The 12,025-nt window shown below is 72.4% G+C and carries 11 protein-coding genes; 10 read left to right on the top strand and 1 reads right to left on the bottom strand.

Annotated features, from left to right (window positions below; genetic code table 11):
- Positions 1 to 82: 82 nt before the first annotated feature.
- Genes ACYVP9_RS15900 through ACYVP9_RS15915 form a run of 4 tightly spaced genes read left to right on the top strand, consistent with a single transcriptional unit; the run spans position 83 to position 4,976 of the window.
- Entirely contained in the window at positions 83 to 2,674 is a 2,592-nt protein-coding gene (locus ACYVP9_RS15900; RefSeq protein ID WP_460605875.1) for a valine--tRNA ligase, read from the top strand.
- Positions 2,671 to 3,141 carry a hypothetical protein gene (locus tag ACYVP9_RS15905; protein ID WP_460605876.1) on the top strand — a complete coding sequence of 157 codons (471 nt, stop codon included), beginning with the start codon at positions 2,671 to 2,673 and terminating at the stop codon, positions 3,139 to 3,141. The genes ACYVP9_RS15900 and ACYVP9_RS15905 overlap by 4 nt, the downstream gene beginning before the upstream one ends.
- A 51-nt stretch (positions 3,142 to 3,192) precedes the next feature.
- Positions 3,193 to 4,560 (top strand): bifunctional folylpolyglutamate synthase/dihydrofolate synthase, encoded by a 1,368-nt coding sequence (locus tag ACYVP9_RS15910; RefSeq protein WP_460605877.1) that lies wholly within the window; start codon positions 3,193 to 3,195, stop codon positions 4,558 to 4,560.
- A complete protein-coding gene (locus tag ACYVP9_RS15915) occupies positions 4,557 to 4,976 on the top strand; it encodes a DUF4233 domain-containing protein (protein WP_460605878.1) in 420 nt (139 codons plus the stop codon). The genes ACYVP9_RS15910 and ACYVP9_RS15915 overlap by 4 nt, the downstream gene beginning before the upstream one ends.
- 1 nt (position 4,977) lies before the next feature.
- Here ACYVP9_RS15915 and ACYVP9_RS15920 read toward each other — a convergent pair whose 3' ends face one another.
- Positions 4,978 to 5,586: a hypothetical protein gene (locus ACYVP9_RS15920; protein WP_460605879.1), complete on the bottom strand. Its 609-nt coding sequence runs from the start codon at positions 5,584 to 5,586 to the stop codon at positions 4,978 to 4,980.
- A gap of 45 nt (positions 5,587 to 5,631) precedes the next feature.
- On the opposite strand from ACYVP9_RS15920, the gene ndk reads away from it, so the two are divergent.
- From ndk to ACYVP9_RS15950, 6 genes are all read left to right on the top strand, one after another.
- Positions 5,632 to 6,093, top strand: coding sequence for a nucleoside-diphosphate kinase (gene ndk / locus ACYVP9_RS15925; protein ID WP_460605880.1), 462 nt, complete (start codon positions 5,632 to 5,634; stop codon positions 6,091 to 6,093).
- 166 nt (positions 6,094 to 6,259) lie between these two features.
- Complete coding sequence (gene mreB, locus ACYVP9_RS15930; protein WP_460605928.1) at positions 6,260 to 7,276, top strand: rod shape-determining protein MreB; 1,017 nt, start codon at positions 6,260 to 6,262, stop codon at positions 7,274 to 7,276.
- A gap of 12 nt (positions 7,277 to 7,288) precedes the next feature.
- The gene (mreC, locus tag ACYVP9_RS15935) at positions 7,289 to 8,134 is read left to right on the top strand and encodes a rod shape-determining protein MreC (protein ID WP_460605881.1); all 846 of its coding nucleotides are present in this window, start codon (positions 7,289 to 7,291) and stop codon (positions 8,132 to 8,134) included.
- Positions 8,131 to 8,658 carry a hypothetical protein gene (locus ACYVP9_RS15940; RefSeq protein ID WP_460605882.1) on the top strand — a complete coding sequence of 176 codons (528 nt, stop codon included), beginning with the start codon at positions 8,131 to 8,133 and terminating at the stop codon, positions 8,656 to 8,658. Before mreC ends, ACYVP9_RS15940 begins: the two co-directional genes overlap by 4 nt.
- Entirely contained in the window at positions 8,655 to 10,784 is a 2,130-nt protein-coding gene (locus ACYVP9_RS15945) for a penicillin-binding protein 2 (RefSeq protein ID WP_460605883.1), read from the top strand. Before ACYVP9_RS15940 ends, ACYVP9_RS15945 begins: the two co-directional genes overlap by 4 nt.
- Positions 10,781 to 11,998, top strand: coding sequence for an FtsW/RodA/SpoVE family cell cycle protein (locus ACYVP9_RS15950; RefSeq protein ID WP_460605884.1), 1,218 nt, complete (start codon positions 10,781 to 10,783; stop codon positions 11,996 to 11,998). The genes ACYVP9_RS15945 and ACYVP9_RS15950 overlap by 4 nt, the downstream gene beginning before the upstream one ends.
- Positions 11,999 to 12,025: the final 27 nt, after the last annotated feature.

The following is a 12,025-nucleotide window of genomic DNA, read 5'->3' on the forward strand; positions in this document are numbered from 1 at the left end:
GCGAACTTCCCGCGGGCAGCAGTTCCCCGAACCTGTGACCGTGCGCTGAAAGCCGTCCGGCGCTGCTTCGTAGGATTGCCGGGTGACCGACACACCCGCCGCCGCCCCGAGTCTGCCGAGCCAGTACCGGCCGGCGGACGTAGAGGGCCCGCTGTACGAGCGGTGGGTCGAGCGGGGGTACTTCACGGCCGACCCGGCCAGTGACAAGCCCCGCTGGTCGCTGGTCATCCCGCCGCCGAACGTGACCGGCAGCCTGCACATCGGGCACGCCCTCGAGCAGTCGATGATGGACGCGCTGTCGCGCCGCGCCCGCATGCAGGGCCACGACACCTTGTGGCTGCCGGGCATGGACCACGCCTCGATCGCGGTGAACAACCTGGTCGAGCGCCACCTGGCCGAGACCGAGGGCAGGTCGCGCACCGACTACACGCGCGAGGAGTTCCTGCAGCACGCGTGGGACTGGAAGAACACCTACGGCGGACGGATCCTCGGCCAGATGCGCCGCCTCGGCGACGGCGTCGACTGGAGCCGCGAGCGTTTCACCATGGACGAGGGCCTCAACCGGGCCGTCACCACGATCTTCAAGAAGCTCTACGACGACGACCTCATCTACCGCGCCGAACGCATCATCAACTGGTGCCCCCGGGACATGACCGCGCTCAGCGACGCCGAGGTCGACCACAGCGACGAGCCGGGTGAGCTCGTGTCGATCCGCTACGGCGACGGCGACGACGCCATCGTGGTGGCGACGACGCGCGCCGAGACGATGCTCGGCGACACCGCGGTGGCCGTCCACCCCGAGGACGAGCGCTACCGGCATCTGATCGGCACCGAGGTGCCCCTGCCGTTGACGAACCGCCGCATCCCGGTGGTGGCCGACGAGCACGTCGACCCGTCGTTCGGCACCGGCGCGGTGAAGGTGACGCCCGCGCACGACCCGAACGACTTCGAGATCGGCCGCCGGCACGACCTGCCGTCGCTGACGATCATGGACGAGCGCGCCCGCATCACCGTCCCCGGCCCGTTCGAGGGTCTCGACCGCACCGACGCCCGCGTCGCGGTGGTGGCGGCGCTGCGCGAGGAGGGCCGCATCGTCGCCGAGAAGCGGCCGTACGTGCACGCGGTGGGCCACTGCTCGCGCTGCGACACCGTGGTCGAGCCGCGGCTGTCGCTGCAGTGGTGGGTGCGCGTCGAGACGCTGGCGAAGGCCGCGGGCGACGCCGTGCGCGACGGACGCGTGACCATCGAGCCGGCCTCGATGAACAGCCGGTACTTCCAGTGGGTCGACGGCCTGCGCGACTGGTGCATCAGCCGCCAGCTGTGGTGGGGCCACCGCATCCCGGTCTGGTACTCGCCCGACGGCGACGAGGAGTGCTTCGGCCCCGACGAGCAGCCGCCGGCGGGCTGGACGCAGGACGAGGACGTGCTCGACACGTGGTTCTCGTCCGCCCTCTGGCCGTTCTCGACGCTCGGCTGGCCCGACGACACCGAGGACCTGCGCGCCTACTACCCGACCACGGTGCTGGTCACCGGCTACGACATCCTCTTCTTCTGGGTCGTGCGCATGATGCTGTTCGGCCTGTACGCGATGGACGGCGAGGTGCCGTTCCGCACCGTCGTCCTGCACGGCCTGGTGCGCGACTCCAGCGGCAAGAAGATGTCCAAGTCGCGGGGCAACGTGGTCGACCCGCTGGTGTGGATCGACGAGTACGGCGCCGACGCCGTGCGCCTGTCGCTGCTGCAGGGCGCGAACCCCGGCGCCGACCAGGCCATCAACGAGGAGTGGGTGGTCGGCGCCCGCAACTTCTGCACCAAGTTGTGGAACGCGACCCGCTTCGCGCTGATGTCCGGCGCGACCACCGAGGGCGAACTGCCCGCGGACGTCACCGGTCCCGACGCGTGGATCCTGTCGCGGCTCGCCGAGGTCAACGCCGAGGTCGACGCGCTCTACGGGCGCTACGAGTTCGCGAAGACGGCCGACGTGCTCTTCCACTTCGCGTGGGACGAGGTGTGCGACTGGTACATCGAGCTGGCCAAGCTGTCGCTCGCCGGCCCCGGCGCCGCCACCACACGCCGCGTGCTCGGCGAGGTGCTCGACCGGCTGCTGCGCCTGTTGCACCCGATGATCCCGTTCGTCACCGAGACGTTGTGGACGACGCTCACGGGTGGCGAGTCGGTTGTGATCTCCGACTGGCCGACGCCGGACGAGTCGCGCCGCGAGACCGAGGCGACCGCCGACGTGCGGACGATCCAGGCGGTCGTCACCGAGGCACGGCGCTTCCGCTCCGACCAGGGCGTGAAGCCGTCGCAGCGGGTGCCGGCGCGCGTGTCCGGCGCGTCCGGCACCGTCGAGCCCGCGGTGCGCTCGCTGTTGCGCCTCGACGAGCCGGCGGACGGGTTCGCCGTGACGACCTCGATCACCACAGCTGTCGGCGTGACGCTCGAGTTCGACCTCTCGGGCGCGATCGACGTCGCCGCCGAGCGGGCCCGGTTGACCAAGGACCGCGCCGCCGCCGAGAAGGAGCGTGCGGTCAACGCCGGCAAGCTGGGCAACGAGGCGTTCACCGGCAAGGCGCCCGAGGCGGTCGTGGCCAAGGTGCGCGACCGGCTCGCCGCCGCCGAGGCGGATCTCGCGCGCATCGACGCCGCGCTCGCGGCGCTGCCCGCCGGATGACGGACGGGCCGCTGCACTACGCGTGCGAGATCGCCCCGGACGACCCGCGCCGGGCGGCGCGCGCGGCGATCCGGCAGCGGGCGATGGCGCCGAACTTCTGGGTGCCCGTCGCGGTGTTCGTCGGCTTCGGGGCCGCGATGCTCTCCCGGCTGACGTGGCTCGCGGTCGTGCTGCTCGTCGTCGCCGGGCTGTCGGTGGTCGCGCTGCTGACCCGCGCCCCCAAACTCGCCCGGCAGCTCGCCGCGCGGGGCCTGCGGCCGGGCACGACCGTCACCGCCGACTACGACGACACCGCGCTCACCGTCACGTCGCCGTCCGGACGGTCGGTGCACCGGTACGCGAGCGTCCGCGACGTGCGCGTCGCCGACGGCATCGCCGCCCTGCGCTTCCACCGACGCGGCGTGCTCGTCCTGCTGCCGGCGGCGCTCGTGCCGGGGGAGGCCGTCCGCCGGTTGCAGGCGGGGTAGACGTCCCTGCCGGTCCGGAGCGCGGAGCGCAGGTCCGTACGATGGGGCGCCGTGGCGTCCCGTTCCGAGAACGACTGGTCCGCAGAGCTGCGGCAGATCGAGCACGACATCTTCTCGCGCCGCGGCGAGGGGCACGTCCACCCGACCAACGAGCGCATGCAGGCACTCGTCGACGTGCTGGGCGAACCGCAGAAGGCCTACCGCGCGATCCACCTGACGGGCACGAACGGCAAGACGACGACCGCGCGCATGATCGACGAGCTGCTGCGCGGGTTCGGCATCCGCACCGGTCGCTACACCAGCCCGCACCTCACCAGCGTCACCGAACGCATCGTGGTCGACGGCGAGCCCATCAGTGACCAGCGCTTCGTCGAGACCTACCGCGAGATCGAGCCGTACATCGCGATGGTCGACGAGCGGTTCGACACCCCGCTGTCGTTCTTCGAGATCGTCACCGCCCTCGGCTTCGCCGTCTTCGCGGACGTGCCCGTCGACGTCGCGGTGGTCGAGGTCGGCCTCGGCGGCGCGTGGGACAACACCAACGTCCTCGACGGTGAGGTCGCCGTCATCACGCCCATCGGGCTCGACCACATGCAGTACCTCGGCCACACGGTCGCCGACATCGCGACCGAGAAGGCCGGCATCATCAAGCCGTCCGCCACCGCGGTGCTCGCGCTGCAGCCGACGGACGCGCAGCGCAAGCTGCTCGAGCGGGTCGTCGAGGTCGACGCCACCGTCGCGCGCGAGGGCATGGAGTTCGGCATCGTCGACCGGTCGGTCGCGGTCGGGGGCCAGATGCTGGCGGTGCAGGGGCTGGGCGGCGTCTACGACGAGGTCTTCCTGCCGCTGTTCGGCGCCCACCAGGCGCAGAACGCCGCCGTCGCCCTCGCCGCTGTCGAGGCGTTCCTGGGCGCCAGCCGCTCGACCGGGCCGATCTCGGTCGACGTCGTGCGCGAGGCGTTCGCGGCCGTCCGTTCGCCGGGACGGCTCGAGCCCATCCGGTCGGCGCCGACGGTGCTGCTCGACGCGGCGCACAACCCGTCCGGCATGAAGGCGACGCTCGAGGCGGTGGGCGAGTCGTTCTCGTTCCGCCGGCTCGTCGCGGTCGTCGGCGTGATGAGCGACAAGGACGTCACCGGCATGCTCGACCTGCTCGAACCGGCCGTCGACGAGATCGTGGTGACCGAGGTGGCCACCGGCGACCGCCGCCTCGACGTCGACGAGCTCGCCGCGCTCGCGGTGCCGATCTTCGGCGCCGACCGGGTGACGGTCGAACCGCGCCTCGACGACGCCATCGCGACCGCCGTGTCGCTGGCCGAGCAGACCGACGACCCGGTCGTGTCCGGCTCGGGCGTGCTCGTCACGGGTTCGGTCGTCACCGTCGGCGAGGCACGCGTGCTGTTGGGACGCCATCGATGAGCCCCGAGACCGACGAGCCCGACGAGGTCGTCGACCCGACGCCGGAGCAGTACGCCGCGCGAGCCAAGCGCGCCGACAGGGCGAGCCGGGGGGCGCTCGCGGGCATCCTCGGCCTCGAGGCGGTGGTGATGCTGCTCGTGCCCCGCACCATCGCCTTCACCAGCGGGCTCGGGCCCGTCCGCACGACGATCGTGTTCGTCATCGTGGCGCTGCTGATCTTCGGGGCGGCCTGCACCCGGCGCAGCTGGGGCATCGGCTTCGGGTCGGGGCTGCAGCTGGTGTTCATCGCGACGGGTTTCCTGATCGGCACGATGTTCCTGGTCGGCGGCATCTTCGCCGCGATCTGGCTGCGCATCCTGATGTTCCGCCACGAGGTGGTCGGCAGCCCCGGCGGCGCCCGGATGCTGCTCGGATAGATCAGCCCAAGCGGTCGAGCTGCATGGACATCGTCCGCGTCACGGCGGCCAGGGGCGCCTTCGTCCCGCTGTAGACGAACTGCTCGACGACGTAGGTGCCGACCTGCGCGTACGCCTTCGTCAGCCACAGTCCGTCCTTGACGGCGGTGTCCGAGGAGAACGCCACGGGGTCGTGCGCGGTGTCGAGAACGGTGCGGCTGAACGCGGTGTCCTTGCCCGCGTTGCTCTCGAGGAACTCGAGCTGGGCGGACGCGCCGGCGGTGTCGCGGAACTGCAGCACCACGACGTCGCTCTGCAGCTCCTGGCTCACCCAGAGCACGTGCGCGATGTCCCGCACGCCCTGCTGCTTCAGCGTGGACGTGACCTTCGGGCGTGCCTTCTTCGCGTAGAAGTAGGCGACGTACCGGGGCAGCGAGGGCTTGTAGTCGCGCGCCCAGTCGCTGCTGCCGGGGTCGGCGCCGCGCGGTGGTTCGACCAGGCGCGCGACGAGGGCGTCGGCCGGGCGGGACGCGAACGTCGAGGGACCGGTCCGGGACGTCCCTCCGCCGCAGCCCGCGAGCAGCATCGCCGCCGCGAGCACGGCGCCGGTCACTCGCGCGCGTGCAGTCATGGTTGTCGTCAGGGTAGTCACGCGGGTTCGTTAGGGTCTGAGGACGTGACCTCCGCCGAAACGCCGTCCGTCGAACGCACCCTCGTGCTCGTCAAGCCCGACGGTGTGCGCCGGGGCCTGAGCGGCGAGGTGATCCGCCGCATCGAGACCAAGGGCTACCGCATCGCGGCGCTGCAGCTGCGCCCCGCCACCCGCGAGCTGCTGGCCGACCACTACGCCGAGCACGTCGGCAAGCCGTTCTACGAGCCCCTCGTCGAGTTCATGCTCTCCGGGCCCGTCGTGGCCGTCGTGGCCGAGGGCGAGCGGGTGATCGAGGGGTTCCGTGCGCTCGCCGGCGCCACCGACCCGACGGCCGCGCTGCCCGGCACCATCCGCGGCGACCTCGGCCGTGACTGGGGCGAGAAGGTGCAGCAGAACATCGTCCACGGGTCCGACTCGCCCGAGTCGGCCGAGCGCGAGATCGCGCTGTGGTTCCCCGAGGGCCGCCGCGGGGGCGACCCCGCCTGACGCCGGCGTCGACCTGAGCGCCGGCTCAGTGTCGTCCCACGAGTAACACGCGCCCCGCGCGTCGCAACAGTCCCGGGCGTGTCGGCGACCATACGATCCCGGAGTGACCTTCACCCCCCTCGCGAAGCGCGCCGTCGTCGCGCGCGTCTCGCAACGCGGGGGCGATCTGCTCGGCGGCGACCTGGCCATCGATCTCGGCACCGCCAACACGCTCGTCTACGCCCGCGGCCGCGGCATCCTGCTCAACGAACCGTCCGTGGTCGCGGTCGACACGTCGACGAACTCGGTGGTGGCGGTCGGCGCCGAGGCCAAGCGCATGATCGGCCGCACCCCCGACCACATCCGCGCCGTCCGCCCCCTGCAGGACGGCGTCATCGCCGACTACGACGTCACGTCGGAGATGCTGCGCTACTTCGTGCGCAAGGTGCTGCGCCGCCGCGGCGCGTTCACCGGCCCGCGCATCGTCGTCTGCGTGCCGTCCGGCATCACCGGTGTCGAGCAGCGCGCGGTGAGCGAGGCCGCGTACGCCGCCGGCGCCCGCAAGGTGCACATCATCAGCGAGCCCATGGCCGCTGCGATCGGCGCCGGGTTGCCCGTCAACCAACCGTCCGGCTCGATGGTCGTCGACATCGGCGGCGGCACCACCGAGGTCGCGATCCTCGCGCTCGGCGGCATCGTCGCCTCGACCAGCGTCCGCGTGGCCGGCGACGCCATCGACCTCGCGATCGTCGACCACGTGCGCGCGGAGTTCTCGCTGCTCATCGGCGACCGCACCGCCGAGGAACTCAAGATCTCGGTCGGGTCGGCGTTCCCGACCGCGGGCCCGCGCACCGCCGAGATCCGCGGCCGCGACGTCGGCACCGGCCTGCCGCGCACCGTCACGATCAGCGGCGACGCCCTGCGCAAGGCCATGGACCCGCCGCTCACCCGCATCGTCGCCGCGGTGCGCGCGACGCTCGACCGCTGTCCGCCCGAACTCGCGGGCGACCTCGTGCAGCGCGGCATCGTGCTCACCGGCGGCGGCGCGCTGCTGCGCGGCATCGACGCGCGCCTGCAGCACGAGCTGGGGGTCCCGGTGCTGGTCGCCGAGCGTCCGCTCGACTCCGTCGTCCTCGGCACCGCCACCGTCGTCGAGCACTTCGACCAGCTGCAGAAGGTCGTCGTCGACGGCCATCGCCGCTGACGGGACGATGCAGTGCGGCAGCCCACCACCCGCCTGACCCGGCGTCAGCGCACCGCGGCGATCGTGCTCGCCACCATCGCCCTCGGCTTCCTCACCCTCGACCTCGGCGGGGGCAGCCTGCAGAACGCCCACGGCGGCGTGCGCGGCTTCTTCGGCGCGCTGTACCGGGGCACCGACGGGGTCATCGGGCCCGTCCGCCGCTGGGTGCAGGGCGTCCCGTCCGCCGGCACGCACGAGTCCGAGATCCGCGACCTGCGCGCCGAGAACGCGAAGCTGCGCGGCCAGGTGCAGGCCGAGAAGCTCGACCGCGCCGACGCGAAACAGATCGACCGCCTCGACCGCGCCGGCACCGTCGCCGGGTACAGCGTGCTGCCCGGACGGGTGGTCGCGTTCGGCCCGGGACAGGGCTTCGACTGGACCGTCACCCTCGCTGTCGGACGCTCCGACGGCGTCCGTCCGGGCCAGACCGTCACCGACGGCGCCGGGCTGGCCGGACGCGTGCTGTCGGTCGACACCAGCAGCGCGGTGGTGCTGCTCGCCGCCGACCCCGGGTCGGGCGTGGGCGTGCGCGACACCCGCTCGGGCGAGCTCGGCGTCGCCACCGGCGCGGGAACGTCCGGGTTCACCTTCACGCCGCTCGATCCGCACGCGTCGGTGAAGCCGGGCGACACGCTGGTGTCCGGACCGGGTGGTGCCTCGACCTTCGTCGCCGGCCTGGCGGTGGGCACCGTGGCGTCGGTGCGGACGTCGGCGGACGGCACCACGACCGCCACGGTCATGCCCGCCGCGAGCCCCACCACCGTCGACGTGCTCGGCGTGCTCGTCACGCGCACGGTCGCCGCGGACGGCGACCGGTGACGCGCGCCCGTGTGGCCGCGGCCGTCGCCGGCATCGTCACCGCGGTGCTGCTGCAGGCCACGCTGATCGGTCCCGGCCTGGCGCCGATCGCCGTCAGCCTGCCCGCCGTGCTCGTCGCCGCCGTCGGCCTGGCGGACGGTCCCGGTGCCGGCATGTCGGTCGGGTTCGCCGCCGGGCTCACCGCCGACCTCGCCTCGCGCCACCCGGCGGGAGTCCTGACGTTGTGCTGGCTCGGCCTCGGCCTGGGCTGCGGCATGCTCGCCACGGGCGGACGGGTGCTGCGCGACGTCGCCGTGGCCGCAGCCCTCTGCGGTGTCTCGGGCGCCGCCACCACCCTCGTGCTCACGGTCGTCGGACGGGGCGGCACGCTGCGCGAGACGTACGTCGAGCTGCTACCGGCCGTGGCGGCGAGTGCCGTGCTCGCGCTGGCGATCGTCCCGTTCGTGCGCCGGCTGCTCGACACCGAGCACCTGCGCGCGCCGCACCCGGTCTACACCGAGCTCGTGCTGGGGCCGCGTCCGTGACCGCGTTGCTGACTCCCCGCACGACCCCGTCGCCGGGACCGCTGCGCCGCACCCCCCGCACCCGCCGCCGGCTCGGCATCGTGGTCGCCCTGGTCACCTCGATGATGGTGACGCTGCTGGCCCGGCTGTACTACGTGCAGGTGCTCGACCCCGACAAGCCGACGCAGACCGCGCACCTCACCAGCGACGCCGCGATCGTCGTGCCCGCGCCGCGCGGCCTGGTCGTCGACGCCCTGGGACGCGTGCTGGTCGGCAACGTGCCCGTGCAGCAGGTCACCGTGAACCGCGAGGCGCTGCAGAAGCGGGCCGACAAGGGCCGTCCGGTGCTCGAGCGGCTCGCGAAGCTGCTGCACACCTCGGCCGACCTGCTGGCCAAGCGCATCACGCCCTGCTCCGCGAGCGTCCCGGCGCCGTGCTCGACCACCGCGCCGTTCGTGCCGGTCACCGTGTCGAAGAACGCGCCGACCGACGTCGTGCTGGCGATCAGCGAACGGCGCGAGGACTTCCCCGGCGTCACCGTGCAGACCGTGAGCGTGCCCAGTTACCCCGGCGGGGACCTCGCCGCGCACCTGCTCGGGTACACCGGACAGATCACCGCCGACGACAAAAAGCGGAACCCGGCCCTGCACGACGTCGACTCGATCGGTCTGGCGGGGCTGCAGGAGCAGTACGACGCCGCGCTGCGCGGCGTCGACGGCGAGCAGACGGTGCTGCTCAACCCGCAGGGCCTCACCGTCGGCTACGGCAAGAAGGTCGCGGCCACGCAGGGCGACACCCTGGTCACGAGCCTCGACGCCCGGCTGCAGAAGCTGGCCGAGACGTCGCTCGCGCAGCAGATCCGCGACTCGCGCAAGGCCGGCAAGCCGGCCCCGTCCGGGTCGGTCGTGATCATGGACCCGCAGACCGGACGGGTGGTGGCGTCGGCCAGCTACCCGACCTACGACCCGGCCGTGTTCACCGGCGGCATCTCGAACGCCGACTACGCCCGGCTGACGTCCGCGAAGGCCAACGTGCCGCTGCTGAACCGGGCGATGGCGGGGCAGTACGCACCGGGTTCGACCTTCAAACTCATCACGTCGACGTCGTTGCTGCGCCACCGCCAGATCAACACCTACGACCGTTATCCGTGCCCGGGCTCGCTGACGATCGACGGCCGGGTCAAGACGAACTTCGAGAGCGAGTCCCTCGGTCCGGTCGACCTGCGCGACGCGCTCGGCTACTCGTGCGACACGTTCTACTACGCACCGACGGCCGCCGAGTACTACGCCGACCAGCGGCGCATCGCGCAGGGCAAGAAGCCGGACGAGTGGCTGCAGGCCACCGCCCGCGCCTTCGGCGTCGGAACGTCACCGGGCATCGACCTGCCGGCGGGGGAGCAGGCGTCCGGCAGCTACGCAGACCGCGAGTCGCGCCTGGCGCGTTGGAAGGCGAACCGCGCGCAGTACTGCGCCGACGGCCGCCGCGGCTACCCCGAGATCAAGGACGCGAAGCAGCGGGCCTACCTCACCCTGCTGGCGAAGGAGAACTGCACCGACGGCTGGCGTTACCGCGCGGGCGACAACGCCGACATGTCCATCGGGCAGGGCGAGACCACCATGTCGCCCCTGCAGCTCGCGGTCGCCTACAGCGCCCTCGTCAACGGCGGCAAGCTCTACCAGCCGACGCTGGGTCGGGCGATCGTCGACGGTGAGGGCAAGGTCGTGAAGACGATCACCGCGAAGGTGCGCGACCGGGTCCCGGCCAAGCAGGGCTGGCTCGACTACATCGCGCGGTCGCTGAGCTTCGGCCGGGGGTATGCGGTGTCGGGCGCTTTTGCGTACATCGGCGCGAAGTACGCCGACCGCATCGGCGGCAAGACCGGCACCGCCGAGGTCGAGGGCAAGCAGGACACGTCCTGGCTCGCGTCCTGGGGTCCGACGTACAACCAGGGCGGGCACGTCCGGGCCCGCTTCGTCATGGTCGGCATGATCGAGCAGGCGGGCACCGGCGCCACGGCCGCCGGACCGATGTTGAAGCGCATCTGGGACGGCATCTTCGGCGTCGGGCAGAAGCCGGTGGTCGCCGGCGCGCGTCCCGCGACGGCCCTGCCGAAGCTCGGCCCGCAGACGAAGGTCACGGGCCGGTGACCTTCGCGCCCGAGCGTCCGTCCGCCCGTGACCCGCGGGAGCCGTTCCGGCTCACGTCACCGGTCCTTCCCCCGCGGCCGCGGGTGCGCGGGTACGACCTGCTGCTCGCCGGCGCCGCGCTCGCGCTCGCCCTGATCGGGGCCGTGCTCGTGTGGGCCGCCACCCACGCCGAACAGGTGCAGGAGGGGGCCGACCCCCAGGCGTTCCTGTACCGGCACCTGACCAACGTGGTCATCGCCGCCGCGCTGATGGTCGCGGCGTCGCGCCTTGACGCCCGCCTGATCCGGCTGTTCGGGCCCATCGTCTACGTGGTCTCGATCGTCGGGTTGCTGCTCGTGTTCGTCGCCGGCTCGACCATCAACGGCGCGCGCGCCTGGATCGTGCTGCCCGGTGGCCTCGAGGTGCAGCCGTCCGAGTTCTGCAAGCTGGGCCTCGTCGTGGGCATGGCCGTGCTCTTCACCGCGGGATCGCGCGACTCCGACCGTCCGGACGATCCCGACCGGGACGAGACCGTGCCGCCGCGCCGTGACATCGTGCGGGCCATCGGGCTGCTGGCGGTGCCCTTCGCGCTGATCATGCTGCAGCCCGACCTGGGTTCGGCGATCGTGCTGTCGTGCGCCGGCTTCGGGGTACTCGTGACGGCGAACGTGCCCGCCCGCTGGACGCTCGGCCTGCTCGCCGCCGGCATCGGGGTGGCGGTCGCGGCCGTGCAGGCCGGCGTGCTCGCCGACTACCAGCTCGCGCGGTTCGCCAACTTCATGCACCCGCTCGCGGACGTCCAGGGGACGGGCTACAACTACCACCAGGCACACATCGCGATCGCCAACGGCGGGCTGTTCGGCACCGGACTGTTCGACGGACCGCAGACCAACGGCGGGTTCGTGCCCGAGCAGCAGACCGACTTCGTGTTCTCGGTCGCGGGCGAGGAGTTCGGCCTCGTGGGCGGCGCGGTCGTCATCGCGCTGGTCGCGCTGCTGTGCTGGCGCGGGCTGCGCATCGCCCGCAACGCCGACGCCGCCGGACGCCTCGTCGCGGTCGGGGTCGTCTGCTGGATCGCGTTCCAGTCGTTCCAGAACATCGGCATGAATCTCGGTCTGACGCCCGTCACCGGCGTGCCGCTGCCGTTCGTCTCGTACGGCGGCTCGTCGATGTTCGCGCAGGCCCTCGCACTCGGCCTGTTGCAGGCGGTGCACCGCCGGTCCCGGCTCGCCTGAACTTTCCCGCCCCCGACTGCAACAGGA

It is taken from the genome of Jatrophihabitans fulvus (genome assembly GCF_054781375.1).

Excerpts from the sequence above, each read along its gene's own strand:
- ACYVP9_RS15905 (WP_460605876.1), top strand. The coding sequence starts at position 2,671 with ATGACGGACGGGCCGCTGCACTACGCGTGCGAGATCGCCCCGGACGAC.
- ACYVP9_RS15915 (WP_460605878.1), top strand. The coding sequence starts at position 4,557 with ATGAGCCCCGAGACCGACGAGCCCGACGAGGTCGTCGACCCGACGCCG.
- ACYVP9_RS15920 (WP_460605879.1), bottom strand. The coding sequence starts at position 5,586 with ATGACTGCACGCGCGCGAGTGACCGGCGCCGTGCTCGCGGCGGCGATG.